We start from the raw sequence: 25,948 nt of genomic DNA, 5'->3' as shown, positions 1-25,948 counted from the left end.
AGGGAGCTCGCTTTGGACGTCAAATTCACCACCAAGAGCCAGGAGGCGCTCTCCGCGGCGGCGATGAACGCCTCGACCGCCGGCAACCCGCAGGTCGAGCCGGCCCACCTCCTCAAGGCGCTCATGGACCAGCGCGAGGGGGTCGCCGTCGCGCTCCTGAGGGCCACCGGCGCCGATCCGGACGCCGTCAGCGTGGCCGCGAGCACCGCGATCAAGGCGCTCCCCTCGAGCTCCGGCAGCACGGTCGCCCAGGCCCAGCTGAGCCGGCAGGCCCTCCAGGTCGTCCAGGCCGCCCAGCAGCAGGCCGAGCAGATGGGGGACACCTACGTCTCGACCGAGCACCTGCTGCTCGGGCTGGCCGCCGACGGCGGTGCCGCCGGCAAGGCGCTGCGGGACAGCGGCGCCCAGCTCGAGTCCCTCAAGGCGGCCCTCCCGGGGGTCCGCGGGGACCGCAAGGTGGACTCGCCCGATCCCGAGAACACCTTCCAGGCCCTCGAGAAGTACGGGACCGATCTCACGGCCGTGGCCCGCTCCGGCAAGCTCGACCCGGTCATCGGACGCGACTCCGAGATCCGCCGGGTGATCCAGGTCCTCTCGCGCCGCACCAAGAACAACCCGGTCCTGATCGGCGAGCCCGGCGTCGGCAAGACCGCCGTCGTCGAGGGCCTCGCCCAGCGCATCGTGGCGGGCGATGTCCCGGAGAGCCTGCGCGGCAAGACCCTCATCTCCCTCGACCTCGGCTCCATGGTCGCCGGCGCGAAGTACCGCGGCGAGTTCGAGGAGCGCCTCAAGGCCGTCCTCGAGGAGATCAAGGCCTCCGAGGGCCAGATCGTCACCTTCATCGACGAGATCCACACCGTGGTCGGCGCCGGTGCCACCGGCGACTCCTCGATGGATGCCGGCAACATGCTCAAGCCCATGCTCGCCCGCGGCGAGCTGCGGCTCATCGGCGCCACGACCCTGGACGAGTACCGCGAGAACATCGAGAAGGACGCCGCGCTCGAGCGCAGGTTCCAGCAGGTGTTCGTGGGCGAGCCGAGCGTGGACGACACCATCGCGATCCTCCGCGGCCTCAAGGAGCGCTACGAGGCCCACCACAAGGTGGCCATCGCCGACTCGGCGCTCGTGGCCGCCGCGACCCTGTCCAATCGCTACATCTCCGGCCGCCAGCTCCCGGACAAGGCGATCGACCTCGTCGACGAGGCGGCGTCCCGGCTGCGCATGGAGATCGACTCGGCGCCGGAGGAGATCGACCAGCTGCGCCGCGCCGTCGACCGCCTCACCATGGAGGAGCTGGCCCTCGAGGGCGAGACGGACGCCGCGAGCGTCGAGCGGCTCGCCGCCCTGCGCGAGGACATGGCGGACAAGAAGGAACAGCTCGCCGCGCTCAACGCGCGCTGGGAGGCGGAGAAGGCCGGCCTGAACCGGGTCGGCGACCTCAAGGCCAAGCTCGACGAGCTGCGCGGGCTCGCGGACAAGGCCCAGCGCGAGGGCGACCTCGCCGAGGCCTCCCGCATCCTCTACGGCGAGATCCCCACGTTCGAACGCGAGCTCTCCGAAGCCTCGGCCGAGGAGGCTGCCGGGGGGCTGGGCAGCGCGAAGATGGTCGCCGAGGAGGTCACGGCGGACGACATCGCCGAGGTCATCTCCGCGTGGACCGGCATCCCCGCCGGCCGCATGCTCCAGGGCGAGAGCCAGAAGCTCCTGCGCATGGAGGAGGAGCTGGGCAAGCGGCTCATCGGCCAGAGCCGGGCCGTCCAGGCCGTCTCCGACGCCGTGCGCCGCGCGCGGGCCGGCATCAGCGACCCGAACCGTCCCACCGGCTCGTTCCTGTTCCTCGGCCCGACCGGCGTCGGCAAGACCGAGCTCGCCAAGGCGCTCGCGGACTTCCTGTTCGACGACGAGCGCGCCATGGTCCGGATCGACATGAGCGAGTACTCCGAGAAGCACGCAGTCGCGCGGCTCGTCGGCGCCCCTCCCGGGTACATCGGCTACGAGGAGGGCGGCCAGCTCACGGAGGCCGTGCGGCGGCGCCCCTACTCGGTGATCCTCCTCGACGAGGTCGAGAAGGCCCACCCCGAGGTGTTCGACATCCTTCTGCAGGTCCTCGACGACGGACGCCTGACCGACGGCCAGGGCCGCACCGTGGACTTCCGCAACGTGATCCTCGTGCTCACCTCGAACCTCGGCAGCCAGTTCCTCGTCGACCCCGACCTCAGCGAGGGATCCAAGCGCGAGGCCGTCATGGGTGTGGTCAACGCCTCGTTCAAGCCGGAGTTCCTCAACCGGCTCGACGACGTCATCATGTTCGATGCGCTCTCGGTCGACGAGCTGTCCCGGATCGTCGAGCTGCAGGTCGACTCGCTCCAGGCCAGGCTCACCGAGCGCCGCCTCACCCTCGAGGTGACCGACGGAGCCCGCGCCTGGCTCGCGATGACCGGCTACGACCCTGCGTACGGGGCCCGGCCGCTGCGCCGCCTCGTGCAGCGCGAGATCGGCGACCGGCTCGCGCGGGAGATCCTCGCCGGCGAGATCTCCGACGGCGACACGGTCCTCGTGGACGTGGCCGACGTCGAGGTGGACCTCAAGGACCTCACCGGTGCCACGAGCGGGCTGAGCGTGAAGCGCAAGGAGCCGGCGGTCCAGTAGGGGATGGCGCGGCCCAGCTGGGAAGGCCGGCGACCAGGGAGGCCTGCGATCAGGGAAGGAAGGACGCGGTGAGCGTGTTGCCATTCGTGCTCACGATGTAGCAGTCCATCCTGTGGTCGCCGGACTTCCAGCCGTCCTCGCTCGGGTAGGCGGAGCGCTGCTTGAGGGCGCTGACGTCCTGGGGCAGCTTCACGTCGGAGGCCTTGCACAGCTGCCCGGCCCGCTGCTCGAGGGCGTCGCGGCCGGGGTAGGCCTCGCCGTCGGCCGCCTTCTCGACGCCTACCAGCTGCGCCGAGTGGGGCTCGGTGCACGGGATCCTGTTCCCGGAGCCGGCCGCGGCGTCGAAGTCGGCGAAGCAGTCGCCCTTGGCGTACGCGGTCGCCTCGACCGAGGCGGGCCTGCCGACCCCCGCGAGCGCCGCGATGCCCCAGATGATGAGGCCCACGGCCGCGATGGCCGCGAGCAGGATCCAGGCTGGCGGACGCTTCCGCCCGCGGCGCCCCTGCCGCCTCGTCGCGCCCGGCCTTCCGGTCGGTCCGTCCGCTGCCGGTCCCGCCGGAACGGACGGGACCGCCGCGGTCCGCGGGGACCGCTCGGGGCGTGGGGGAGGGGGCGGGAAATCCTCGCGGCGGGGGGCGTCAGGGACGTTGGACGTGCTCATGCACTGGGCTCGCTTCCTTGTAGCTCACACGGCCAGTGGCCAGCGCCGATCGAATACGCGGAACGGCACAATTGCCTGTAGTCTAGACCTACGACAAATTGATCAGACACTCCGGGGCCTCGCGAACGTGCCTTCGCGACAACCTCCGGGACGACGCAAAAGAGGGGGTCACGCCATGGGGCGCGGCCGTCAAAAGGCTAAGGCAACCAAGCAGGCTCGGGACATCAAGTACTACAGTCCCAGCACTGACTACGCAGCTCTCGAGCGGGAACTCGGCTCGCAGGGCGGCCACTCGTCTCACCGTTACGCGGACAACCCGGAGCCGGACTACTCGGACTACGAGGACAAGTACGCGGATCAGTTTGCCGACGAGGATGAGGACGAGGACTCTCGCCGGATCGGTTGAGGCCCTGAACCCCTTCGAGCATCCGGCCGTCGCCGGAGCGCATGCCGCCGCGCTGCGGTCCATAGCGCGCGAGGTGACGGAGAACGCCGCACCCCAGCCGACCGACGTCGCCCGTGAGGGGATCCTCGCGATGCTGCGCGGGCGGGACGTGCTCGTGCTCACGGGGGCGGGGGTCTCCACCGCGTCGGGCATCCCGGACTACCGCGGCCCGCAGGGCTCGTGGCGCAAGCACCGCCCGATGACCTACCAGGAGTTCCGCCACGATCCAGCGGCGCGGCACCGGTACTGGGCGCGCAGCTACATCGGCTGGCGGCACCTGAACCGGGCGGAGCCGAACCGGGCCCACCGGCTCCTCGCCGGGCTCGAAGCGTCCGGGCACGTGGCCGGGATCGTCACCCAGAACGTGGACGGGCTGCACGCGGCAGCCGGGACGCAGCACCTCGTGACGCTCCACGGCGATCTGGACCGGGTCGTGTGCCTCAACTGCGGCAACCTCGAAGGCCGGACCAACCTCGACGAGCGGCTCGCCCAGGCCAATCCTGGCTACGCCGAGGCCGTCGCGCACGATCCCGCCACGGTCAACCCGGACGGCGATGTCGAGCTCGATGCCCGGTGGGTCGCGCGCTTCGTCATGGTCCCCTGCCTCGTCTGCGGCTCTGACATGCTCAAGCCGGACGTCGTGTACTTCGGCGAGGGCGTGCCGGTGGAGCGCAAGGACCGGGCGACGGCGATGCTCGCCGCCGCGCGCGGCCTCCTGGTGCTGGGCTCGTCCCTGGCCGTCATGAGCGGGTTCCGGTTCGTGCTCGACGCCGCCCGCGACCACAAGCCGGTCGGGATCGTCAACCAGGGTCCCTCGCGTGGGGACTCCCGGGCTGCGTGGCGCTGGCGCGCCGACATCGGCGAGGCCCTCGAGGAACTCAGCGGCGCCCTCTGACGCCGCGGGCCCACCCCCGCCCACTGACGCGCCGCGGGCCCACCCCCGCAGTCTGACGCGCCGCAGGCCCGCCCCCGCAGCCTGACCGCGGGCCCACCCCTTACGGTTTCGGGTACGCATCTCGTCGGCAAAACGGCGTTTCGGGTACGAGCCTTCGTACCCGAAACGCCAGAACCGCGACGAGATGCGTACCCGAAACGGGGGGGGGAGGGGAGGGTCAGGCGTAGGCGTTGACGAGGCGCACCGCGCCGCCGTCCACGCCCTTGGCGCCCTGGACGTAGTCGGGGTCGCCGGCCTGGGCGAGGGACGCGTCGTCGTCCGAGACCCGGCCCATGACCCACGAGGGGAGCCCGCGCTCCGCCAGGCGCGCCAGGGCGGAGTCGGCGGCCTCGGGCGCGACGATCGCGACCATGCCGACGCCGAGGTTCAGCGTCCGCTCGAGGTCGGCCTGGGGCACGCCCCCGAGCTCGGCCACGAGCTTGAAGATGGCCGGGAGCTCCCAGGTGGAGCGGTCCACGGTCGCGAGGAGGCCCTTCGGCAGCACCCGGGCGAGGTTGGCGGCCAGGCCGCCGCCGGTCACGTGGGAGAAGCCGCGCAGCGCGAGGTCGTCCCCGCCGGCCGCGCCGTTGAGCTCCCGCACGAGGTCGAGGCAGTCCGCGGCGTACACGCGGGTGGGCTCGAGGAGCTCCTCGCCGAGCGTGCGGCCGAGCTCGGAGACCTGCCGGTCCAGCGCCCAGCCGGCGTGGTTGATGACGCGCCGCACGAGGGAGTAGCCGTTCGAGTGGATGCCGGAGGAGGCCATGCCGATCACCACGTCGCCCGCGCGCACCCGCTCTGGGCCGAGGAGGGCGTCCGCCTCGACGACGCCGGTGGCGGCGCCCGCGACGTCGTACTCGTTCTCGCCCAGCAGGCCCGGGTGCTCGGCCGTCTCGCCGCCGACGAGGGCAGTCCCGGCGACGGAGCAGGCCGCGGCGATGCCGCGCACGATGTCCGCGATGCGTTCGGGGACGACCTTGCCGCACGCGATGTAGTCGGTCATGTACAGCGGCTCGGCGCCGACCACCACGATGTCGTCCACGACCATGCCCACGAGGTCGAAGCCGATCGTGTCGTGCACGTCCATGGCCTGCGCGATCGCGACCTTGGTCCCGACGCCGTCGGTCGAGGTCGCCAGCAGCGGCCGGCGGTACGTGAGCAGCCGCGAGACGTCGAACAGGCCCGCGAAGCCGCCCACGCCGCCGAGCACCGAGTCGGTGTGGGTGGCCTTGACGGCGTCCTTCATGAGCTCGACGGCGCGGTCCCCGGCCTCGACGTCGACACCGGCGGCAGCATACGTGATGCCGGTGGCGCCCGGTGCGGGCTGGGACTGGTCAGGGGTGCTGGAGCTCATGCGGTTTCATTCCTGTCGGCCGGGGTCAGCAGGGACTCGAGTTCGGATCCGGGGCCCGGATCGCAGCCGGCGGCGCCGGGGCGTTCGGCGGGGTCGGCGGTGGCGCCGTCCGCGGTGGCCGCGGCGGACTCGCGCTCGAGGAGGTTCTTCCCGAGCCGGTCGGCGCTCGGCAGCTCGATCGGGTACGTGCCCGTGAAGCAGGCCGTGCAGAGGCGCTCGCGCGGCTGCTGGGTGGCCGCAATCATGCCGTCCTCGGAGATGTACCCGAGGGAGTCTGCACCGATGGCCTGGGCGATCTCCTCGATGGTGGCGCCGTTGGCGATGAGCTCGGCGCGCGAGGCGAAGTCGATCCCGTAGAAGCACGGCCACTTCACCGGCGGGGACGAGATCTTGATGTGGACCTCCTTGGCCCCGGCCTCGCGCAGCATGCGCACGATCGCCCGCTGGGTGTTGCCGCGCACGATCGAGTCGTCCACCACGACCACGCGCTTGCCCCGGATCACGGACTCGAGCGCGTTGAGCTTGAGCCGGATGCCGAGCTGGCGCAGCGTCTGGGACGGCTGGATGAACGTGCGGCCCACGTAGGAGTTCTTGACGAACCCGTGCGCGAACGGGATGCCGGACTCCTCGGCGTACCCGACCGCGGCCGGGGTGCCCGACTCGGGGACCGGGATCACGATGTCCGCCTCGTGCGTGTTCTCGCGCGCGAGCTGGCGACCCATCTCGACGCGGGACTCGTAGACCGAGCGGCCTGCGATCGAGGCGTCCGGGCGGGCGAGGTAGACGTACTCGAAGACGCAGCCGGCGGGCGTGGCCGCGCCGAAGCGCTGGGAGCGGACGCCCTTCTCGTCGATGGCGATGAACTCGCCGGGCTCGATCTCGCGGATGAAGCTCGCGCCGACGGTCGCCAGGGCGGACTGCTCGGAGGCGACCACCCAGCCGCGCTCGAGCCGGCCCAGGCACAGCGGGCGGACGCCGTAGGTGTCGCGGGCGGCGTAGAGGGTGCCCTCGTCCATGAACACGAAGCAGAAGCCGCCGCGGATCTTCGGCAGCAGCTCGACCGCCGTCTGCTCGAGGGTCTGGCCCTTCTGGCCCTGCAGGAGCGCGGTGACGAGGGCCGTGTCCGAGGTGTTGCCCTGCTTCATCTCGCCGGTGAGCTCGCCGCCGGTGAGCTCCTCGAGCATGTCGCGGAGGTCCGCCGTGTTGGTCAGGTTGCCGTTGTGGGCGAGGGCCACGGTGCCGTTCGCGGTCGCGCCGAGCGTGGGCTGGGCGTTGGCCCAGTGGCTCGCGCCGGTCGTCGAGTAGCGGCAGTGGCCGACGGCGAGGTGGCCCGTGAGCGTGTTGAGCGTGGACTCGTCGAAGACCTGGGAGACGAGGCCCATGTCCTTGTACACGTTGATCCGGGTGCCGTCGCTCGTCGCGATGCCCGCGGATTCCTGCCCGCGGTGCTGGAGCGCGTACAGCCCGTAGTAGGTGAGCTTGGCGACTTCTTCGCCAGGGGCCCACACCCCGAAGACGCCACAGGCGTCCTTGGGACCTTTGTCGTTTGTGTCTAAGTCGAGCGAGAGGAGTCCGTCACCACGTACCACTGGTCGATTGTCTCACGGAGCCGGGGCCGGACCGGCCTCGGGACCTTCCTCGTCCGTGGATGACGCGCCCGGCGCGGCCGGCGAGTCCGCGGACGACGGCGAGTGGCCGCCGTCGTGCGCCGGGTCACCCTCCGCCGCGGGCGCCGAGGCGGGCGCCGCCGGCTCCTCGACCTCCTCGACGGTGGCGCGCTCGGACCGGCGCAGCGAGACGCGGTCGAGCACGAGGGCCACGAGGCCGCCGAGGAGCACCCCGCCGGCGGCGAAGAGGACCATGAAGTAGCCGAACACCGAGCCCTGCGTGTAGTTCTGCGGCGCGGGCTCCGCGAAGGACGTGACCGCCGCGGCGATGACGCCGAGCAGGCCGCCGGCCACGAGGAACGGCACATACTTGGGGGCGCGGCGGACGCTGATCTGGCGCTGGGAGGGCATGGGACAAGCCTATCCGCCGCCGGCCCCACGCACGACGCCGCCCCGTCACCGGCGGATGGCGGTGACGGGGCGGCGCGGGCAGGGTGTGCGAGCCTGCGGCCGGGGTCAGTGGGCCCCGTTGGTCTCCTTCACGGGCAGCTCGTTGCCGTCCTTGTCGAGGACTTTGCCGTTCTCGCAGCGGTCGCCCTCCTGGAGGCAGTCGAGGACCTGGATCGGGATCATGCGGGTCGGGGCGGCCGCGAACACCGACGGATCGTGCGGGGTGCCGCGCTTGATCACGTTGAAGATGATGTTCAGCAGGACGGCCATGATCGCCGCGGAGGAGATGCCCGAGTCGAAGATGACCTGGAACCAGGAGGGGAAGCTCGCGTAGAACGTGGGGCTGACCACCGGGATGAGGCCGAAGCCGATCGACGTCGCCACGATGATCAGGTTCATGTTGTCCTTGTAGTCGACCTTCGACAGCGTCCGGATGCCGGAGGCCGCCACGGTGCCGAACAGGACGACGCCGGCGCCGCCGAGGACGGGCATCGGGATCGCCGCGACGACGCGGCCGAGCACCGGCAGGAGGCCGAGGACCATGAGGACGCCGCCGCCGGCGGCCACCGCGAAGCGGCTCTTGATGCCCGTCACGGCCACGAGGCCGACGTTCTGGGCGAACGCGCTCTGCGTGAAGCCGTTGAAGATCGGGGACACGGCCGAGGAGAGCATGTCGGCGCGGAGGCCGTTGGCGATGCGCTTGGAGTCGACCTTCGCCCCGGTGACCTCGGCGACGGCGAGGATGTCCGCCGTCGTCTCCGTGAGGATGACGAGGACGACGATGACCATCGAGATGATCCCGGCCGGCGGGAAGGTGGGGAGGCCGAAGTGGAAGGGGTCCGGGAAGGCGAAGATCGGGCCGTTGGCGACCTGGGAGAAGTCGGCCTTGCCGAGGAAGGCGGCGATGACAGTGCCGATGACAATCGCGAGCAGGATCGACAGGCGCGAGATCATGCCGCTGCCGAGCTTGCTCAGGACCATGATGATCACGAGCGTGAGGGCCATGAGGCCGATGTTCGCCATGCTGCCGTAGTCCGGGGCCTTGGCGTTGCCGCCGAGGGCCCAGCCGGCCGCGACCGGGACGAGCGAGAGGCCGATGGTGGTGATGACCACGCCGGTGACCACTGGCGGGAAGAAGTGGATGATCTGGGCGAAGAACGGCGCGACGATGAGGCCGATCACCGAGGCGGCCATGACCGAGCCGAAGACCGCGGGGAGTCCGCCGCCTCCGCTGACGATGGCGAGCAGGGTGGCGACCGAGGCGAACGAGGTCCCCTGGACGAGCGGCAGCTGGGAGCCGAACCACTTGATCCCGAGCGTCTGCAGGAGGGTCGCGAGGCCGCCGATGAAGAGGCAGGCCGTGATCAGGAGGGCGAGGTCAGGACCCTTCAGGCCCGCGGCGGAGCCGATGATGAGCGGCGGGGCGATGATGCCGCCGTACATCGTCAGGACGTGCTGGAAGCCGTAGGCAAACGCGGTGCCGATGGGCAGCTTCTGATCTTCCGGGCGTGCCGCCTCGGCGCTCTGATGGCCGGGTGCGGGCGCTTGATTTCGGGACATAGCGGACCTCCTTGTCAGCTGGATATTCCGAGTGCGCAACTTCTCTTGGGGTGGGGTGTGGTGTGCCGCGGGCGGCCGGCCCAGGGAGTGCGGGGCCGCCCGCGGCGGTCTGGGCCCCCCGGAGGGGACGGTCCCGCCTCGGGGTGAGGCGAGTCGGAGGGAGGACGACGGCGGCCGGAGTTCACCGCCGTCGTGCCTCCCTCCGTGGGGTGGGAGGGCGGGCGCCTAAACGGTGGTGGCGCCGGCTCAGCAGAAGCCGGTGATGCCGTCCCAGGCGTCGTTGTCCGGCGAGATGGACTCGCGCTGGAAGTTGGCCTCGATGAGGCCGTACGGGCGGTCTGCCGCGTAGAAGACCTCGTTGGGGTTGTCCAGGCCGAACGGTGTCAGGTCGACGAGGAAGTGGTGCTTGTTCGGGGTCGAGAAGCGGATCTCCTCGATCTCGGCGTGCGCGTCCAGGACCTTCTGGGCCATCTGGAAGAGCGTCTGCTGGAGGGCGTACGAGTAGCCCTCGGTGAAGCCCTCGAGCAGGAGGGCCTTGACGTCGTCGTAGGACTTGTTGAAGTCCACCGAGCCGTTGGCGACTGCCTCCGGGTTGTACCGCCACCGGGCCGAGACGTCGGTGGCGAGGATGCGCTCCGTGGTCTCCGCGAGCGTGGTGAAGCGGTCCTTCGGGTAGCCCACGAAGCCGGACTGGGTGGACTTGAGGACCGTGAGGTCGTTCAGGCCGGAGATCACCTGGATGGCGTCACCGTCCTTCACGACGACCGCGTTGCGGACTTCCTGGCCCTTGCGGACGAACGAGTGGTCGTGGCCCTCGCCGGCCGCGATGATGCGCTCCCACGCGTACTGCTCGGCCTCCCAGCGGCCGCCGGTGACCCACTCGAACTCGCCGGTGAAGTGGTTGGCGAGGCGGATGAGGAACTGCTCGGGGGAGCCGACGCCGTCACGGGCGAAGCCGTAGACGGTGTTCTTCTGGGTGTCCGTCGGGACGACGTGCCCGTTGTCGCCGTCGAAGTGCGCGGCGTCGAAGTCGCCGCGCAGCTGCGAGGTCACGTTGAGGTCCTCGATCTCGTGGCGGTCGGTGTCGCGGGTGATCTTGACGACGCGGACCTCGGCCTTGCCGTACTGGTTCTTGCCCAGGACGATCTTGGTGTTCTCGTTGCTCATGGGTACTTAGCTCCCTCGGTACGTGGAAAAGGCGAAAGGACTCAGCAGAAGCGGCACGTGGTAGTGCGCCTCGGCCGCGTTGACCGTGAAGGTCAGCGATACCTCTGGGAAGAAGGTGTCCTGCCCGATGCCGGCGAAGTAGGCTCCCGTGGCGAACTGGAGGCGGTAGTCTCCGCTGTCCAGCCGCTCGGGGCCAAGCTCTTTCACCCGCCCGTCAGCATCGGTGGTGCCCGCTCCAATCTGGGACCATGCCTCGCCGTCGCGGGCGTAGAGTTCGACGGCGACACCTGCGGCCGGCTTCCCGGCAGCGGTATCCAGAATGTGGGTGGTCACATGTGAGACGCTCACGCGCTCAGCTCCTCTCGGGACGCGCTCTCCTGCACGCTCTGCTGCAGGCGCAGCACCGCGATCTCGCGGAGCTGCTCGGCGACGATGGGCGCCTCCTGCTCGGGCGTGTGGCCCAGGCGCTCCTGGAGGGCGGAGAGCATCTCTTCGGCGCTGCGGCCGGCGGCGCGGATCAGGAAGACCCGGCCGAACTTCTCCTCGTAGGCCCGGTTCCCCTCGGCCAGGGCGGTGGCGACGGCTCGGTCGCCGGGGTCGACGCCGGCCTGCTCGCTGCGCGACATCGACGCCTCGGCCGACGCGCCGGACGCCTTCTCCCCGATGCGGGGGTGGTGGGACAGTGCGCCCTCCAGCTCCTCGGGGGTGAAGGGGTCCGCCGCGCGGCGCGCTGCTGCCAGGAGCTCCCCGACGCCCGCGAACGGGCGCGCTTCGGTGATCTCCTCGACCCAGCGGTCGATGTCGAGACAGGGCTTCAAGAGCTCTCGTGCCTCGGAGGCGGGGGCGGCATTGAACTGTTCAAGCAACATGGCTTGTCGGGTCCTCAACTGCTCAATGCTGGCATCCACGGTGACGGCTATACGGAACATCGGTTTCTGGGTTCCGCATCGTGGAACTGTTATTTCAGCATGTGCAATTATTCTCGCCTATGGATGATGTGACTGTCAACACGTCCGCGTGATCTGGGATACAGGGATTCTGCCACAGGGCCGGAGACCCGCGAGGTCACCCCGTGGGTGCGCGAAGTCATCCCGTGGGTGCGCGAGGTCGGGCCGTGGGTGCGCGAGGTCGGGTGTTAGGACGACGACGGGGGATTGCCGGACCGGACAGCACGAGGCGGCCCCTCGTCGTCGTCCGCGGAATCGGCGACCAGACCGCCACGAGTGTGTGGCTGACGCGGGTGCTGAGCGCAGGAACCCGCATCAACCGCACACTGGCAGATACGTCCCGGCCCTGCGGGGTGACGTGGCGGTCCCACGGGGTGACGCCGGCGGTCCACGGGGTGACGTCGGCGGGGGAGGAGCGGGAAAGGGATGCGGAAGGGCCCCGGACCTGCCGTGGCTGGTCCGGGGCCCTCGCGGGGCTCAGCGGGTCAGAGCCCGAGCCTGGTGCGCAGCGCGGCCACGTGGCCGTCGGCCTGCACGTTGTAGTCGACGGACTCGATCTCGCCCTCGGGCGACACCACAGCCGTGGACCGGAGGATGCCCTCGCGGACCTCGCCGTTGACGATCTTCTCGCCCCAGGCGCCCCACGCCCGGGCGACGGACGCGCCGTCGTCCGCAAGGAGCGGGAAGGTGAGCGAGTAGTCCTCGGCGAACTTCGCGATGTCCTCGACCGGGTCGGGCGAGACGCCGATGACCTTGACCCCGCCGGCGTTCAGCGCGTCCAGGCTGTCGCGGAAGTCGCACGCCTCGGTGGTGCACCCGGGGGTGGCCGCCTTGGGGTAGAAGTACACGACGACGCGTCCGCCGCGGTAGTCCTCGAGCGAGACGGGCGTGCCGGTGGCGTCGGGCAGGGTGAACGCGGGGGCCTGCTGCCCCGCGCTGAGCTTCGTCGGTGCTGTCATGGTTCCTCCTGTTGGCAGATCGGCGGAGCGTCTCACGCGGAGCCGCGGCGGAGCAGCTGGCCCTTGGGCTCGCTGAAGTCCACCTCGGTGCCGCGCACGAACGTACGCCGGACCACGCCGGAGAGGGACTTGCCCTGGTACGGCGTGATGTGGTTCTTGTGGTGCAGCTTCTCCGCGTCGACGACGAACGTCTCCTCAGCGGCGAACACCGCCAGGTCCGCGTCGTAGCCCGGTGCGAGGTGGCCCTTGCGCTGCAGCCGGGCGAGCTCGGCCGGCCTGCGCCCCATCCACTCGACCACGCGCTCGAGCGGGATGCCCCGCTGCCGCGCCTCGCTCCAGATGAGCGGCAGCCCGAGCTGGAGCGAGGCGACCCCGCCCCACGCCACGCCGAAGTCGCCGTGCTCGGGGTCCTTGAGGTCCACGGTGGAGGGGGAGTGGTCCGAGACGATGCAGTCGATGACGCCGTCCTGAAGGCCCTTCCACAGCAGCTCCCGGTTGGAGGCCTCGCGGATCGGCGGGCAGCACTTGAAGGCGGTCGCGCCGTCGGGGATCTCCTCCGCCAGCAGCGTCAGGTAGTGCGGGCACGTCTCCACGGTGAGCTTGACGCCGTCGCGCTTGGCACTGGCGATCATGGCGAGCGCGTCCGAGGACGAGAGGTGCAGGATGTGGGCCCGCGCCCTGGTCCAGCGCGCGCGCTCGATGACCTCGGCGATCGCGACGTTCTCGGCGCCGCGCGGGCGGGAGTGGAGGAAGCGCTCGTAGACGGCGCCCTCGGCGGAGGGGGCGTGGTCGATCGCCTGGGAGTCCTCGGCATGGACGATCATGAGGCCGTCGAACGCGGCGATCTCCGCGAGGTCCTTCTCGAGCTCGTCGATCTCCAGGTGGGGGAACTCGTCCACGCCTGAGTGGAGGAGGAAGCACTTGAAGCCGAACACACCCTCCTCGTGCAGCGGGCGCAGGTCCCCCGTGTTGCCCGGGATCGCCCCGCCCCAGAAACCCACGTCCACGAACGACTGCGTCTCGGCCGAGCGGCGCTTGACGTTGAGCGCGTCCACGCTGACGGTGGGCGGGATCGAGTTCAGCGGCATGTCGATAATGGTCGTGACGCCGCCGGCCGCCGCGGCCTTGGTGGCGGAGGCGAAGCCCTCCCACTCGGTCCGGCCGGGCTCGTTGACGTGCACGTGGGAGTCGACGAGGCCGGGGATGAGGGTCTCGTCCTCGGCCAGCTCGATGACCTCCCGGCCGGACAGCCCGGCTCCGAGCGGCTCGACGGCGAGGATCCGCCCGTCGGAGATCCCCACCTCGCGGGGGTGGATGCCCTCGTCCGTGAGGACCCGCTGCCCGCGGACCACGAGGTCGTATTCGATATCAGTCACCGCACAGGTTCCCTTCCGCTCTTGTCTCCAACGATAGACGCGGCCAGGTCGATCCCGACCTGCCGCACGAGGCTGCGCGCCCCGCGGATGCACGCCTCGACGTCCGGCTCGAGGTCCGTGAGCGCGTGCACGGCGTCGAAGCCGGCTGCGCCGGGGTCCGCGAGCTGGCTGCGCCCGCACACCGCCACCACCGGGACGCCGAGCGCCCGGGCCTCGGCCGCGACGCCCACCGGCGCCTTCCCGGAGAGGCTCTGGATGTCGAGGCTGCCCTCGCCGGTGACGACGAGGTCGGCGCCGGCGAGCTTCTCGCGCAGTCCCGTGAACTCGACGACGACGTCGATCCCGCGGCGCCGTGTCGCGCCCAGGGCCAGGGCCGCGTAGCCGACGCCGCCGGCGGCGCCCGCCCCGGGCTGGTCCTTGGCGGCCGCGGCCGCCGGCCCCATCGCAGCACCGAGGACGGCGGCGAACCTCTCGAGGGCAGCGTCGAGCTCCTCGACGTCCGACGGCGAGGCCCCCTTCTGGGGGCCGAACACCGCGGCGGCGCCGCGGGGGCCGGTGAGGGGATTGTCGACGTCGGCCGCGAGGGTCAGGTGCGCCAGGTCCAGCCGGGTGTCGAGGTCCGACAGGTCCGCAGCGGCGACCCGCGCGAGCGCCGCGCCGCCGAGCGGGAGGTCCGCGCCGGCGTCGTCCGTGAAGCGCGCGCCGAGGCCGGCGAGCATGCCCGCCCCGCCGTCGGTGCAGGCGCTGCCGCCGACGCCCAGGACGATGTCCCGGCAGCCGGCATCGAGGGCGGCGCGGATGAGCTGGCCGGTGCCGAGGCTGGTCGCGCCGCGGGCGTCCTTGACGCCGCCCGGGAGGACGTCGAGGCCGGACGCGGCGGCCATCTCGATGACGGCGCGGGTGCCGGACACGGCGAACTCCGCCGTGAGGGTGGCCCCGGTGGGGCCGGCCACGGCCGCCCGGCGCGGGGTGAAGCCCGCGCCGAGCGCCGCCGTCACGGTGCCCTCGCCGCCGTCGGCCACGGGGACCAGGACGAGCTCGGCCTCCGGGAGCACCGCGCGGAGGCCCTCCGCGAGCGCCTCGGCCACCTCGGGGGCGGTCAGGGAGCCCTTGAACTTGTCGGGGGCGAGGACGATCTTCATCGGTTCTGCTCCGTGCCTTCCGCGTCCGCTCAGTCCAGCAGGGCCACGATGGCGGTCGGGGCGTCCTCGTGCCGCTCGGCGAGGTCCTCGAACTCCACCACGTTGTCCAGCTCGGTGCCCATGGCGATGTTGGTCACGCGCTCGAGGATCGCCTCGACCACCACGGGGACCTTGTACTCGGCCATGAGGGCGCGGGCCTTCTCGAACGCCGGGCCGAGGTCGTCCGGGTGCTCGACCCGGATGGCCTTGCAGCCCAGGCCCTCCGCCACCTTGACGTGGTCCACGCCGTAGCCGGCCGCGGTGCCCTCGCCCTCGGAGTTGATGTTCTCGAACGCGAGCGAGACGTGGTAGTCCATCTCGAAGCCGCGCTGGGACTGGCGGATGAGGCCCAGGTAGGAGTTGTTCACCACGACGTGGATGTACGGCAGCTGGAACTGCGCGCCGACGGCGAGCTCCTCGATCATGAACTGGAAGTCGTAGTCGCCCGAGAGGGCCACCACGGTCTCGCCGGGCTTGCCGCGCACCACGCCGAGGGCGGCAGGGCCCGTCCAGCCCAGCGGACCGGCCTGGCCGGCGTTGATCCACTTGCGGGCCCCGAACACGTGCAGCATCTGGGCGCCGGCGATCTGGGAGAGGCCGATCGTGGTCACGTAGGTCGTGTCCGGGCCGAAGGCCTTGTTCATCTCCTCGTAGACGCGGAACGGCTTCATCGGCACGTTGTCGAAGTGGGTCTTGCGCTGCATCCGGCCGCGCTTGTCCTGCGACGCGGCGGCCCAGGCGCTGTAGTCCGGCAGCGTGCCAGCGGCCTTGCGCTCGCGGGCCACCTCGAGGATCTCCTCGAGGAAGGCACCCGCGTCGGAGACGATGCCGAAGTCGGGGGAGAACACGCGCCCGATCTGGGTGGGCTCGATGTCCACGTGCACGAACGTGCGGCCCGCCGTGTACTTCTCCACCGAGCCGGTGTGGCGGTTGGCCCAGCGGTTGCCGATGCCGATCACGAAGTCGGACTCGAGGAACGTCGCGTTGCCGTACTTGTGCGAGGTCTGCAGGCCCACCATGCCCGCCATGAGGCGGTGGTCGTCCGGGATCGCGCCCCAGCCCATGAGCGTGGGCACCACCGGCACGTTGAGGGTCTCGGCGAGCTCGACGAGCTGCGGGGCGGCGTCGGCGTTGATGATGCCGCCGCCGGCCACGATGAGCGGCTTCTGGGCCGCGGTGAGCATGTCGAGCGCCTTCTCGGCCTGCCGGCGCGTGGCACGCGGCTTCTGGACCGCGAGGGGCTCGTAGGCGTCGATGTCGAACTCGATCTGGGCCATCTGCACGTCGAACGGCAGGTCCAGGAGCACGGGGCCGGGGCGCCCCGTGCGCATGAGCTGGAACGCCTTCTGCACGGCGCCGGGGACCTGGCCGGGCTCGAGGATGGTCATGGCCATCTTCGTCAGGGGCTTGGCGATGGACTCGATGTCCACGGCCTGGAAGTCCTCCTTGTGCAGCTTGGCCACGGGAGCCTGGCCCGTGAAGCACAGCATGGGGATCGAGTCGGCCTGCGCGGCGTAGAGGCCCGTGATCATGTCCGTGCCGGCGGGGCCCGAGGTGCCCAGGCACACGCCGATGTTGCCGGCCTTGGCCCGGGAGTAGCCGTCCGCCATGTGCGAGGCGCCCTCGACGTGGCGCGCCAGGGTGTGGCGGATTCCGCCGTGGGCCTTCATGGCCGAGTAGAGGGGGTTGATCGCGGCGCCGGGCAGGCCGAAGGCCTCGGTGGCGCCCTCCTTCTCGAGGATGGCCACGATCGCGTCGACAGTGCGCATCTTTGCCATGTCGGAGCTCCTTGGTGGTGAAGTGGGTGGAAGAGGCGGGAATGGGGCCGGCCCCGAGGTTGCGCGCCCGGGGCCGGCTGTCTGTGGGTACGCGCCGCTGGCGTGCCGCGCGGACGACGGCGAGTGGTCGCCGTCGTGGGTCAGCTCTTGCCGGAAAGCTCGGCAGTGAGCTTGAAGAGGCCCGAGTGGTCGAGGCCGCCGTCGCCGCGGGCCACGAGGGCCGAGACGAGCTGGGCGACCGCCGCGCCGAGCGGCACCACGACCCCGGCCTCGCGGGCCGCGGAGGTGACGATGCCGAGGTCCTTGTTGTGGAGGGCCAGGCGGAAGCCGGGGTCGAAGTTGCGGTCGAGCATCTTCTGGCCCTTCTGGTCCAGGACCTTCGAGCCGGCCAGGCCGCCGCCGAGGACCTTCAGCGCGGCGTCGGTGTCCACGCCGTAGGCCTCGAGGAACACGACGGCCTCGGCGAGGGCCTGGATGTTCACGGCGACGATGAGCTGGTTCGCGGCCTTGACGGTCTGGCCGGAGCCGGAGGGGCCGACGTGGACGATGGTCCTGCCGACGGCCTCGAGGATCGGGAGGGCGGCGTCGAAGTCAGCCTTCTCGCCGCCGACCATGATGGACAGCACGGCGTCGATCGCGCCCTGCTCGCCGCCCGAGACGGGGGCATCGAGGGGGCGGATGCCTGCCTCGCGGGCCTCGGCGGCCAGGCGCGCCGAGACGTCGGGGCGGATCGAGGACGCGTCGATCCAGAGCGCGCCCTTCGGCGCGTTCGCGAAGACGCCGTCGGGGCCGGAGACGACGCCCTCGACGTCGGGGGAGTCCGGGACCATCGTGATGATGACCTCGGCGTCCTTGACGGCCTCTGCGATGCTCTTGGCCCCCTTGCCGCCCTCGGCGGCAAGCTTGTTGACCTTGTCCTCGCTGCGGTTGTAGCCGGTGACGGAGTGGCCGGCCTTGACGAGGTTGACGGCCATGGGGAGGCCCATGATGCCGAGGCCGATGACTGCGACGTTGCTCATGCTGTTCTCCTTGAAGTCTCTGGGAGGTGGTGGTTGGCGGCCGGTCAGGCGACGGGGCGGATGGCCCACTTGAAGGCCTCGGCCTGGGGCGCCTTGTACTCGAGGCCGATGTAGCCGGTGTAGCCGAGCTCGCGGGACCGGCTGATCCACTCGCCGAGCGGGAGGGCGCCGGTGCCGGGGGCGCCGCGGCCGGGGTTGTCGGCGATCTGGATGTGGCCGAAGTCCTTCGCGTGCTCCTCGATCACCGCGGCGACGTCGTCGCCGTTGACCGCCAGGTGGTAGAAGTCGGCGAGGAGCTTGACGTTGTCCACGCCGGCGTCCTGGGTCTTGGCGATCACCGCGAGGGCGTCCGCCGCCGTCTTGAGCGGGTAGGCCGGGGTGCCGGAGACGGGCTCGAGGAGGACCGTGCCGCCGATCTTGGCGACGCCCTGGGCGGCCGCGACGAGGTTCTTCAGGCCGAGCTCGTCCTGCTCCTCGGGGGTGAAGCCCTCGAGGCGGTTGCCGTAGAGCGCGTTGAACGCCTTGGTGCCGGTGCGCTCGGCGATGCCGACCACCACGTCGATGTTGTCCTTGAACTCGCCGCAGCGGCCCTTCCACGACACGAGGCCGCGGTCCCCGGCGGGCATGTCGCCGGCGAAGAAGTTCAGCCCGGAGAGCGCCACGCCCGCGTTGTCGAGCGCGGCGATGAAGGCGTCGACGTCCTTGTCCGCCGGGACGGCCTCGCTGAACGGCCACCAGAACTCCACGGCGTCGAAGCCTGCGGCCTTCGCGGCCGCGGGGCGCTCGAGCAGGGGCAGCTCGGTCAGCAGGATGGAGCAGTTCACCGTGTAGGTCATCGTCGGGTCCCTCTCGATCGATCCACTCGATTTCAGATAGTGGAAATAAATTCTCTCTGAATGAAAGTGTAGGGCTCGGATGTGACCGCGGTCAACTCTTTTGGATACCAGATGGGGATGAGTCTTCGGTCTCTGGTTAACAGCGGCCCCGTCAGGGAAAGATGGGGACATGGTCACGTACAGAGCAATGGAGCACGCGTCGAGCAAGGATCCGCACGACTGGGGACGCGCGATGGCGGTCGCGCTCAAGCGGCTGCTCGAGTCCGCGCAGGCCGATCGCAGCTACTTGGATCACCAGCACCTGATCGGACAGGACATCGTGATGCGCATCGAGGCGGAGGAGGGCGGCGCCTGCGTGCATCTGAGCTGGCGGCCGCAGAACCAGGACGACGCGCCCCAGGACGACGACGAGCGGGCGGCCATTGTCGACGATGGCGCCTCCGAGGTCGTCGAGGGCTCCGGCCGGGGCGGCTGACCGATCCACCCAGACGGGCGATGCCCGTTAACGCATCACCGGGCCCCCAAATGCTCGAGGCATCCGGGGGCCCGGGAGTGGATACGACGGCGCCGGCCGACTCAGTGCCAGGCCGACCAGCGCCGTCGTGCTCAAGGGGCACGGGCGGCGAGTGCCGCCGTCGTGCGATCGGAGGACGTCCTCAGGTGAGCTTCACCTGGCGGTTGACGTCCTTGTAGAGGAGGTAGCGGAACTCGCCCGGGCCGCCGGCGTAGCAGGCCTGGGGGCAGAAGGCGCGCAGCCACATGAAGTCGCCGGCCTCGACCTCGACCCAGTCGTTGTTGAGCAGGTACATGGCCTTGCCCGACAGGACGTAGAGGCCGTGCTCCATGACATGGGTCTCCGGGAACGGGATGACCCCGCCCGGCTGGAACGTCACGATGTTCACGTGCATGTCGTGCGCGAGGTCGTCAGGGTCGACGAAGCGGGTCGTCTTCCAGACGCCGTCCACGTCCGGCATCTCGCGCGGAGCGACCTCGGCGTCCGAGGTGACGAAGCTCTTGGCCTCGTAGCCCTCGAGCCGCTCGTAGGCCTTGCGGATCCAATGGAACGAGACGATGTCCTCCGAGACGTTCTCCAGGCCCCACTCGTCGCCGGCGGCCAGATAGGCGTACCCGCCCTCGCCGAGCTCGTGGACCTCCCCGCCCAGGGTGAGGTTCACGGTGCCCTTGACGACGAACACGACGCCTTCGACGCCGGCCTCGAACTCGGCCTTGGGGGCGCCGCCACCCGGGCCGATCTCAACGATCAGCTGCGAGAAGGTCGTGGCGAAGCCCGAGATGGGCCGGGCGATGATCCACGAACGGGTGTTGGTGAACCCTGGGAGGTTGCTCGTGACGATGTCCGTCAGGACGCCCTTCGGGATGACCGTGTACGCCTCGGTGACGATGGCGCGCTCGGTGGTCAGGTGCGTCTGGGGCGGCAGGCCGCCCTCGGGGTAGTAGTACTTGCCCATGTGTCCCTTCCTTGGGTCAGTTCGGGGCGGCGGCCGGATGCGTGTCGGCCAGCCGTGGATGCGCCAGGTGCGTGAGCTCGAGCTCGCCCAGGCCCGTCGAGGCGTGCACCTCGTCGGCGCCGACCGCCCCGCACTGGACGCCGCGGAGCACGAAGGCCGCGAGGGCGCGGGCCGTGGCGGGCTCGTCGAGGACGGCGCCGGTGGTCTGCTGCACGTAGTTGCGCAGGCGGGTCGTGGCGGCGTCGAGCCCCTCGCGGTAGAACGCGTACGTGGCGATGTACCGCGTGGGCAGCTGGTGGGCGTGGAGGTCCCAGCCCTGGTAGTAGCCGCGCTCGAGGGAGCGGCGGACGAGCCGCGCGTGCAGCTGCCAGGCCGCCAGACGCTGGTCGGCGTCGCCGAGCGGGAGGATGTTGGTCGAGCCGTCGGAGAGGCGGATCCCCGTTCCCGCGACGGCGAGCTGCATGACCTCCTTGGCGAAGTCGGCGGCCGGGTGCTCCATCGACTGGTATGCGGCGGCGATCTGCAGTGATGCCGAGTAGTCGTAGGTGCCGTAGTGCAGGGCCGTGATGCGCTGGTCCGCGAGGTGCGGCAGCTGGGCGACCGGGTGCGAGCCGTCCGGGCCGATGATCAGCTGCGGCGTCTCGACCTGGACCTCGAAGCCGAGGCGCCCCTGGGGGAGCCCGAGGGAGGACTCGAGCCGCTCGAGGGCGAACACCATCGCCTTGACCTGGTCGACCGTGGTCACCTTGGGCAGGGTCAGGATGAGGCCCTCCGGGAGGCCCTCGGATCCGAGCCGCTCCACGAGGCGGCCCACGAACAGCTCGAGCGTCCGAAGGCCGCGCCGGCGCGTGGGCTCCTCGAAGCACTTGAAGCGGATGCCGACGAACGGCGTCGCGCTTCCCGTGCCGCGGGCAGCCGCCTCCAGCGCGCCGGCGACGCCGTCCGCCGCCCGGACCGCCTCGGCGTCCTCCGTCGCGTTGGCGTCGCCGCCGGCCTTCGCGGCCCTCGCGGGGGCGAGGTAGCCGTCCTCGAAGTCGATGCGGAGGTCCTCGATGGGCTCGGTGCGCAGCTTGGCGTCGACCCGGGATGCGACCTCGGCTGCGAGGTCGGGGGCGAGCCCCACGCGGCGGGCGAGGGCCTCGAGCCCGCCGGCCTCGTCCGCGGCGGCGAGCGCGGCGGCACCCCACTCCGCAGCGAGCTGCGGGGAGACGCGGTCCGCGGGCACGTACACCGTGTGGACGGGCTGGCGGGTGCCCGAGTCACCGGGGTAGCCCTCGTGGAGCAGCCGGTCCGTGTCGGCGAGGCTGGCGTCGATGCGGGCGAGGTCGGCGTCGTCGAGCACTCGGGCCGTCTGGCCCAGATCCGCGCGGGGCTCGCTCATCAGCCCACCAGCTCGTAGGCAGGGGTCGTGAGGAAGTCCGTGTAGTCCTCGGACAGGCAGATGTCCGCGATGAGGCGGCTCGCCGGCTCGTAGAACTTCGCGAACATCTTCGGGTCCACCTCGCCGCGCAGCCGCTCGGTCTCCTCGCCGAGGATCTGCTCGACGAGCTCGCGGGTCACGGTGTTGCCCGTGTCGGCCAGGACCACCTTGTTGTGGATCTGCTGCCACACCTGGGAGCGGGAGATCTCGGCCGTGGCCGCGTCCTCCATGAGGTTGTGGATCGCCACGGCGCCGTTGCCCGAGAGCCACACCGCGGTGTAGGCCACTGCGACGTAGAGGTTGAGGTGCAGGCCGGCCTCGGTGGCCTCGCCCGCGGCGGAGGAGACGTCCAGGAGCTGCTCCGCGGTCACCGAGACCTCGGGGCGCTGGCGGTCCACCTGGTTCGGCTTGTCGCCGAGGACGGAGTCGAACACCTCGCGGCAGGTCGGGACGAGGTCCGGGTGGGCCACCCACGAGCCGTCGAAGCCGTCGGTGGCCTCACGGGTCTTGTCCGCGCGCACCTTCTCGATCGCCGCGGCCGTGATGTCCGGCTCCTTGCGGTTCGGGATGAACGCCGCCATGCCGCCCATCGCGAATGCGCCGCGCTTGTGGCAGGTCTGCACGAGGAGCTCCGTGTAGGCGCGCATGAACGGTGCGGTCATGACCACGGAGGCGCGGTCCGGGAGGGTGAACTTCTCGCCGGCGTCGCGGAAGAACTTGATGATGCTGAACAGGTAGTCCCAGCGGCCGGCGTTCAGGCCCGAGGCATGGTCGCGGAGCTCGTAGAGGATCTCGTCCATCTCGAAGGCGGCCGGGATCGTCTCGATCAGCACGGTGGCGCGGATGGTGCCCTGCGGGATGCCGAGGTAGTCCTGGGCGAAGACGAAGACGTCGTTCCACAGGCGCGCCTCGAGGTGGCTCTCCATCTTCGGCAGGTAGTAGTACGGACCGCGGCCGGAGGCGATGAGGGCCTTCGCCACGTGGAAGAAGTGCAGGCCGAAGTCCACCAGCGCGCCGACGGCCGGCGCGCCGTCGACCAGCACGTGGCGCTCCTCCATGTGCCAGCCGCGCGGGCGGGTCACGACGACGGCGAGCGGCGCATCGGTGCGCAGGCGGTACTCCTTGCCCTCGGGGGAGGTGTAGGAGAGGGAGCCGTTGGCGGCGTCCCGCAGGTTGAGGACGGAGTCGACCACGTTGGCCCACAGCGGGCTCGAAGCGTCCTCCATGTCCGCCAGCCAGACCTTGGCGCCGGAGTTGAGGGCGTTGATCGCCATCTTGGCAGGGCTCGCCGGGCCGGTCATCTCGACGCGGCGGTCCTGCAGCGCCGCGGGGGCCTCGGCGACCTTCCAGTCGCCGGCACGGATCTCGGCGGTCTCGGGCAGGAAGTCGAGCCTGCCGGTGCTCGCGGCCTCTGCACGGCGGGCCTTGCGGGCCTCGAGGCGGGCGTTGCGCTCGGCGGCGAAGCGCCGGTGGAGCTCCTCGACGAAGGCGAGGGCCTCCTCCGTGAGGATCTCGTCGGCGCGCGCGATGGGCGCGTGGTCGGTCACAGTGATGGCCATGCCATCCTCCTTCTCCCGGTGTCCGGGTTTCTCCCTGGGGCCTGGTTGTTCTGCTGCTGGGGAACTATGCCTGCACGGCCGCGACGATGGCGGCGGCGACGTCCTGGGCGACGTGCGGATCGAACACGCTCGGGATGATGAAGCTCGCGTTGAGCTCCTCGTCGGAGACGCGGGCCGCGATGGCCTGGGCCGCGGCCACCAGCATCTCAGGGGTGATGTCCGCCACGCCAGCGTCGAGCAGGCCGCGGAAGACTCCCGGGAACGCGAGCACGTTGTTGATCTGGTTCGGGAAGTCGCTGCGGCCGGTGGCGACGACGGCGGCGTGGTCCGCCGCGGCGATGGGGTCGGTCTCCGGGTCCGGGTTGGCCATCGCGAAGACGATCGCCTGGTCGGCCATGGTAGCGACCGCCTCGGGGCCGAACAGGTTCGGCGCAGAGACGCCGATGAACACGTCCGAGCCCTTGAGGGCCTCGACGAGCGTGCCGGAGAAGGCCTCCGGGTTCGTGTTCTCCGCGATCCAGATGCGGTGCGCATCGGTGTGCTGCTGGCCGCGGTGGATGGCGCCCTTGCGGTCGCACGCGATGATGTTGCGCGCGCCCTGCGCCTGGAGGAGCTGGATGATCGCGTTGCCCGCGGCGCCGACGCCGGAGACGACGATGCGGACGTCCTCGATCTTCTTCTGGACGATCTTGAGGGCGTTCACGAGGGCGGCGAGCGTGACGATCGCGGTGCCGTGCTGGTCGTCGTGGAAGACCGGGATGTCGAGTTCCTCGCGGAGGCGGGCCTCGATCTCGAAGCAGCGCGGCGCCGCGATGTCCTCGAGGTTCACGCCGCCGTACACGGGGGCGAGGGCCTTGACGATCCGGATGATCTCCTCGGTGTCCTTGGTGTCGAGGCAGACGGGCCAGGCGTCGACGTTGGCGAACTGCTTGAAGAGCGCGGCCTTGCCCTCCATGACCGGCAGGGCCGCCGCGGGGCCGATGTCGCCGAGGCCGAGCACGGCGGTGCCGTCGGTGACCACCGCGACGGTGTTGCGCTTGATGGTGAGGCGGCGGGCGTCGTCGGGGTTCTCCGCGATCGCGCGGCACACGCGGGCGACGCCGGGCGTGTAGGCGCGCGAGAGGTCGTCGCGGTTGCGGAGGGGAACCTTCGGGACGACCTCGAGCTTGCCGCCGAGGTGCATGAGGAAGGTGCGGTCCGAGACCTTGCGGACGGCCACGCCCTCGAGGGCCTCGAGCGCCGCCGCGACCTGCTCCGCGTGCTGCTCCGAGGTGGTGTTGCACGTGATGTCGACGACGAGCTGGTCGTGGTGGGACTCGCTGATGTCCAGGGCAGTGACGGGCGCACCCGCCGCCGCGACGGCAGCCGCGAGCTCGCTCGTGATGCTGATGCGGCTGGGAGCGTCGACGCGCAGGGTGATGGAGTTGCCGGGGCTGGGACTCGCCATTGAATCGTCCTTGGATCGGGAGGCATCCGCCTCAGTGGCTCTTTTTCCGTACTACGGATATTATTCTCTGTATCTTGGAAAAACAAGTACCGAGCCCGGAGGTCAAGACCGCCTAGTCGGCGTGTCCCCGGTGGGGTATCGTGGAAATGCCGCAAGTTTCCGGGATGCGGATAATTTTTGCCGGAACAGTCCGGCGGCACCCAGGAGGGAACCATGGCAGAGAAGGCGTCCGGCGGCGTCCAGTCGGTCGAGCGGGTCTTCGAGCTCCTCGAGCTCATCACGGATGCGGGCGGCGATGTCACCCTCAGCGAGCTCTCGTCCTCGACGGAGCTGCCGCTGCCCACGATCCACCGGCTCCTGCGCACGCTTGTCAGCCTCGGCTACGTGCGCCAGCTGCCCAACCGCCGCTATGCGCTCGGCCCGCGGCTGATCCGCCTCGGCGAGGGGGCCAACAAGCAGCTCGGGGCCCTGGCGGCGCCGCAGCTGGCCATGCTCGTGGAGCGGCTCGGGGAGACCGCCAACATGGCGGTCCTCGACTCCGACATGGTCATCTACGTCGCCCAGGTCCCGTCGCCCCATGCGATGCGCATGTTCACCGAGGTGGGCCGGCGCGCCCACACGCACGACACCGGGGTCGGAAAGGCCATCCTCGCCCAGCTCGAGGACGACCAGGTCCGCTCGATCGTGGCGCGCCAGGGGATGCCGACGCCCACCGCCTACAGCCTCGGCGACATCGAGTCGTTGCTGTCCGACCTCGACAAGATCCGCGCGCGCGGGTACGCGATCGACGAGCAGGAGCAGGAGATCGGCGTCCGCTGCTTCTCGATGGCCGTCCCGAACGCCCCGACGCCCACGGCCATCTCCGTGTCGGGCCCGGTGTCCCGCGTCGACGAGTCGTTCGGCGAGCGTGCCGTGCCTCTCCTGCGCGAGGCGGCCGCGAGCATTTCGGCCGAGCTCAACCGGACCTGAGCCGGCGCGCCCCTCCGGGCGCCCGAGCTGAACCCCACCCGAAGCGGGGGTGGGGCCCGGGGGGGGCCCCCCCCCCGCGGGGGGGTGTTTGCCCCAAACCCTGTACCCGCCTGATGGGTGCCACGAGGAATACCAAATAAAAAAAAAATATTAAGCCAAATGGG

Annotated in this window: 23 protein-coding genes; 5 read left to right on the top strand and 18 right to left on the bottom strand. The window is 70.7% G+C overall.

Going from position 1 to position 25,948, the window contains the following annotated elements:
* The first annotated feature begins 12 nt into the window (after positions 1-12).
* Complete coding sequence (gene clpB, locus J2W21_RS11945; RefSeq protein ID WP_307114728.1) at positions 13-2,649, top strand: ATP-dependent chaperone ClpB; 2,637 nt, start codon at positions 13-15, stop codon at positions 2,647-2,649.
* Positions 2,650-2,698: 49 nt separating this feature from the next.
* Here clpB and J2W21_RS11940 read toward each other — a convergent pair whose 3' ends face one another.
* On the bottom strand, positions 2,699-3,310 hold the full coding sequence (locus tag J2W21_RS11940; RefSeq protein WP_307114727.1) for a septum formation family protein: 612 nt from the start codon (positions 3,308-3,310) through the stop codon (positions 2,699-2,701).
* A gap of 175 nt (positions 3,311-3,485) precedes the next feature.
* Here J2W21_RS11940 and J2W21_RS11935 point away from each other — a divergent pair, with 175 nt between their 5' ends.
* On the top strand, positions 3,486-3,716 hold the full coding sequence (locus J2W21_RS11935; protein ID WP_066500221.1) for a DUF3073 domain-containing protein: 231 nt from the start codon (positions 3,486-3,488) through the stop codon (positions 3,714-3,716).
* Complete coding sequence (locus J2W21_RS11930; RefSeq protein ID WP_307114726.1) at positions 3,685-4,650, top strand: NAD-dependent protein deacetylase; 966 nt, start codon at positions 3,685-3,687, stop codon at positions 4,648-4,650. The genes J2W21_RS11935 and J2W21_RS11930 overlap by 32 nt, the downstream gene beginning before the upstream one ends.
* A 217-nt stretch (positions 4,651-4,867) precedes the next feature.
* Here J2W21_RS11930 and purM read toward each other — a convergent pair whose 3' ends face one another.
* The 13 genes from purM to J2W21_RS11865 form a co-directional block, all read right to left on the bottom strand.
* Positions 4,868-6,040 carry a phosphoribosylformylglycinamidine cyclo-ligase gene (purM, locus tag J2W21_RS11925; protein ID WP_307114725.1) on the bottom strand — a complete coding sequence of 391 codons (1,173 nt, stop codon included), beginning with the start codon at positions 6,038-6,040 and terminating at the stop codon, positions 4,868-4,870.
* Positions 6,037-7,629 (bottom strand): amidophosphoribosyltransferase, encoded by a 1,593-nt coding sequence (purF, locus tag J2W21_RS11920; protein ID WP_307114724.1) that lies wholly within the window; start codon positions 7,627-7,629, stop codon positions 6,037-6,039. The genes purM and purF overlap by 4 nt, the downstream gene beginning before the upstream one ends.
* A 12-nt stretch (positions 7,630-7,641) precedes the next feature.
* Positions 7,642-8,058, bottom strand: a complete 417-nt coding sequence (locus J2W21_RS11915; protein ID WP_307114723.1) for a hypothetical protein — start codon at positions 8,056-8,058, stop codon at positions 7,642-7,644.
* A 105-nt stretch (positions 8,059-8,163) separates the two neighbouring features.
* The gene (locus J2W21_RS11910) at positions 8,164-9,657 is read right to left on the bottom strand and encodes a nucleobase:cation symporter-2 family protein (protein ID WP_307114722.1); all 1,494 of its coding nucleotides are present in this window, start codon (positions 9,655-9,657) and stop codon (positions 8,164-8,166) included.
* Between the two features lie 246 nt (positions 9,658-9,903).
* A complete protein-coding gene (pucL, locus tag J2W21_RS11905) occupies positions 9,904-10,824 on the bottom strand; it encodes a factor-independent urate hydroxylase (RefSeq protein WP_307114721.1) in 921 nt (306 codons plus the stop codon).
* Between the two features lie 6 nt (positions 10,825-10,830).
* Positions 10,831-11,172, bottom strand: coding sequence for a hydroxyisourate hydrolase (uraH, locus tag J2W21_RS11900; protein ID WP_307114720.1), 342 nt, complete (start codon positions 11,170-11,172; stop codon positions 10,831-10,833).
* Positions 11,169-11,753 (bottom strand): 2-oxo-4-hydroxy-4-carboxy-5-ureidoimidazoline decarboxylase, encoded by a 585-nt coding sequence (gene uraD, locus J2W21_RS11895; RefSeq protein ID WP_307114719.1) that lies wholly within the window; start codon positions 11,751-11,753, stop codon positions 11,169-11,171. The genes uraH and uraD overlap by 4 nt, the downstream gene beginning before the upstream one ends.
* 503 nt (positions 11,754-12,256) lie before the next feature.
* A complete protein-coding gene (gene bcp / locus J2W21_RS11890) occupies positions 12,257-12,730 on the bottom strand; it encodes a thioredoxin-dependent thiol peroxidase (protein ID WP_307114718.1) in 474 nt (157 codons plus the stop codon).
* 32 nt (positions 12,731-12,762) lie between these two features.
* Positions 12,763-14,106 (bottom strand): allantoinase AllB, encoded by a 1,344-nt coding sequence (allB, locus tag J2W21_RS11885; RefSeq protein ID WP_307114717.1) that lies wholly within the window; start codon positions 14,104-14,106, stop codon positions 12,763-12,765.
* A complete protein-coding gene (locus J2W21_RS11880) occupies positions 14,103-15,248 on the bottom strand; it encodes a glycerate kinase (protein WP_307114716.1) in 1,146 nt (381 codons plus the stop codon). Before J2W21_RS11880 ends, allB begins: the two co-directional genes overlap by 4 nt.
* A gap of 29 nt (positions 15,249-15,277) precedes the next feature.
* Complete coding sequence (gene gcl / locus J2W21_RS11875) at positions 15,278-17,065, bottom strand: glyoxylate carboligase (RefSeq protein WP_307114715.1); 1,788 nt, start codon at positions 17,063-17,065, stop codon at positions 15,278-15,280.
* A gap of 140 nt (positions 17,066-17,205) precedes the next feature.
* Positions 17,206-18,132, bottom strand: a complete 927-nt coding sequence (locus J2W21_RS11870; RefSeq protein ID WP_373423106.1) for a 2-hydroxy-3-oxopropionate reductase — start codon at positions 18,130-18,132, stop codon at positions 17,206-17,208.
* The gene (locus tag J2W21_RS11865; RefSeq protein ID WP_307114713.1) at positions 18,129-18,920 is read right to left on the bottom strand and encodes a hydroxypyruvate isomerase family protein; all 792 of its coding nucleotides are present in this window, start codon (positions 18,918-18,920) and stop codon (positions 18,129-18,131) included. Before J2W21_RS11865 ends, J2W21_RS11870 begins: the two co-directional genes overlap by 4 nt.
* Positions 18,921-19,089: 169 nt before the next feature.
* Here J2W21_RS11865 and J2W21_RS11860 point away from each other — a divergent pair, with 169 nt between their 5' ends.
* Complete coding sequence (locus J2W21_RS11860; protein WP_307114712.1) at positions 19,090-19,395, top strand: hypothetical protein; 306 nt, start codon at positions 19,090-19,092, stop codon at positions 19,393-19,395.
* 181 nt (positions 19,396-19,576) lie between these two features.
* On the opposite strand, the gene J2W21_RS11855 is transcribed toward J2W21_RS11860, so the two are convergent.
* The 4 genes from J2W21_RS11855 to J2W21_RS11840 all read right to left on the bottom strand — a co-directional run bounded on the left by J2W21_RS11855 (position 19,577) and on the right by J2W21_RS11840 (position 24,815).
* On the bottom strand, positions 19,577-20,389 hold the full coding sequence (locus tag J2W21_RS11855; protein ID WP_307114711.1) for a bifunctional allantoicase/(S)-ureidoglycine aminohydrolase: 813 nt from the start codon (positions 20,387-20,389) through the stop codon (positions 19,577-19,579).
* Positions 20,390-20,405: 16 nt separating this feature from the next.
* Positions 20,406-21,770 (bottom strand): DUF6986 family protein, encoded by a 1,365-nt coding sequence (locus J2W21_RS11850; RefSeq protein WP_307114710.1) that lies wholly within the window; start codon positions 21,768-21,770, stop codon positions 20,406-20,408.
* Positions 21,770-23,368, bottom strand: coding sequence for a malate synthase A (gene aceB / locus J2W21_RS11845; RefSeq protein WP_307114709.1), 1,599 nt, complete (start codon positions 23,366-23,368; stop codon positions 21,770-21,772). The genes J2W21_RS11850 and aceB overlap by 1 nt, the downstream gene beginning before the upstream one ends.
* 64 nt (positions 23,369-23,432) lie before the next feature.
* Complete coding sequence (locus tag J2W21_RS11840) at positions 23,433-24,815, bottom strand: NAD-dependent malic enzyme (protein WP_307114708.1); 1,383 nt, start codon at positions 24,813-24,815, stop codon at positions 23,433-23,435.
* Positions 24,816-25,028: 213 nt separating this feature from the next.
* Between J2W21_RS11840 and J2W21_RS11835 the strand changes: the two genes are divergently transcribed.
* Entirely contained in the window at positions 25,029-25,784 is a 756-nt protein-coding gene (locus J2W21_RS11835; RefSeq protein WP_307114707.1) for an IclR family transcriptional regulator, read from the top strand.
* The last annotated feature ends 164 nt before the right edge of the window (positions 25,785-25,948 follow it).

Source organism: Sinomonas atrocyanea, from assembly GCF_030811715.1.
Lineage (GTDB): Bacteria > Actinomycetota > Actinomycetes > Actinomycetales > Micrococcaceae > Sinomonas > Sinomonas atrocyanea_A.
This window is presented reverse-complemented; position numbering and strand designations above follow the sequence as displayed.

Excerpts from the sequence above, each read along its gene's own strand:
- J2W21_RS11840 (WP_307114708.1), bottom strand. The coding sequence starts at position 24,815 with ATGGCGAGTCCCAGCCCCGGCAACTCCATCACCCTGCGCGTCGACGCT.
- J2W21_RS11910 (WP_307114722.1), bottom strand. The coding sequence starts at position 9,657 with ATGTCCCGAAATCAAGCGCCCGCACCCGGCCATCAGAGCGCCGAGGCG.
- J2W21_RS11940 (WP_307114727.1), bottom strand. The coding sequence starts at position 3,310 with ATGAGCACGTCCAACGTCCCTGACGCCCCCCGCCGCGAGGATTTCCCG.
- aceB (WP_307114709.1), bottom strand. The coding sequence starts at position 23,368 with ATGGCCATCACTGTGACCGACCACGCGCCCATCGCGCGCGCCGACGAG.
- bcp (WP_307114718.1), bottom strand. The coding sequence starts at position 12,730 with ATGACAGCACCGACGAAGCTCAGCGCGGGGCAGCAGGCCCCCGCGTTC.
- J2W21_RS11930 (WP_307114726.1), top strand. The coding sequence starts at position 3,685 with ATGAGGACGAGGACTCTCGCCGGATCGGTTGAGGCCCTGAACCCCTTC.
- J2W21_RS11935 (WP_066500221.1), top strand. The coding sequence starts at position 3,486 with ATGGGGCGCGGCCGTCAAAAGGCTAAGGCAACCAAGCAGGCTCGGGAC.
- J2W21_RS11855 (WP_307114711.1), bottom strand. The coding sequence starts at position 20,389 with ATGGGCAAGTACTACTACCCCGAGGGCGGCCTGCCGCCCCAGACGCAC.
- purM (WP_307114725.1), bottom strand. The coding sequence starts at position 6,040 with ATGAGCTCCAGCACCCCTGACCAGTCCCAGCCCGCACCGGGCGCCACC.
- J2W21_RS11880 (WP_307114716.1), bottom strand. The coding sequence starts at position 15,248 with ATGAAGATCGTCCTCGCCCCCGACAAGTTCAAGGGCTCCCTGACCGCC.
- pucL (WP_307114721.1), bottom strand. The coding sequence starts at position 10,824 with ATGAGCAACGAGAACACCAAGATCGTCCTGGGCAAGAACCAGTACGGC.
- J2W21_RS11850 (WP_307114710.1), bottom strand. The coding sequence starts at position 21,770 with ATGAGCGAGCCCCGCGCGGATCTGGGCCAGACGGCCCGAGTGCTCGAC.
- J2W21_RS11835 (WP_307114707.1), top strand. The coding sequence starts at position 25,029 with ATGGCAGAGAAGGCGTCCGGCGGCGTCCAGTCGGTCGAGCGGGTCTTC.
- J2W21_RS11915 (WP_307114723.1), bottom strand. The coding sequence starts at position 8,058 with ATGCCCTCCCAGCGCCAGATCAGCGTCCGCCGCGCCCCCAAGTATGTG.
- gcl (WP_307114715.1), bottom strand. The coding sequence starts at position 17,065 with ATGGCAAAGATGCGCACTGTCGACGCGATCGTGGCCATCCTCGAGAAG.
- J2W21_RS11860 (WP_307114712.1), top strand. The coding sequence starts at position 19,090 with ATGGTCACGTACAGAGCAATGGAGCACGCGTCGAGCAAGGATCCGCAC.
- uraD (WP_307114719.1), bottom strand. The coding sequence starts at position 11,753 with ATGTTCCGTATAGCCGTCACCGTGGATGCCAGCATTGAGCAGTTGAGG.
- J2W21_RS11865 (WP_307114713.1), bottom strand. The coding sequence starts at position 18,920 with ATGACCTACACGGTGAACTGCTCCATCCTGCTGACCGAGCTGCCCCTG.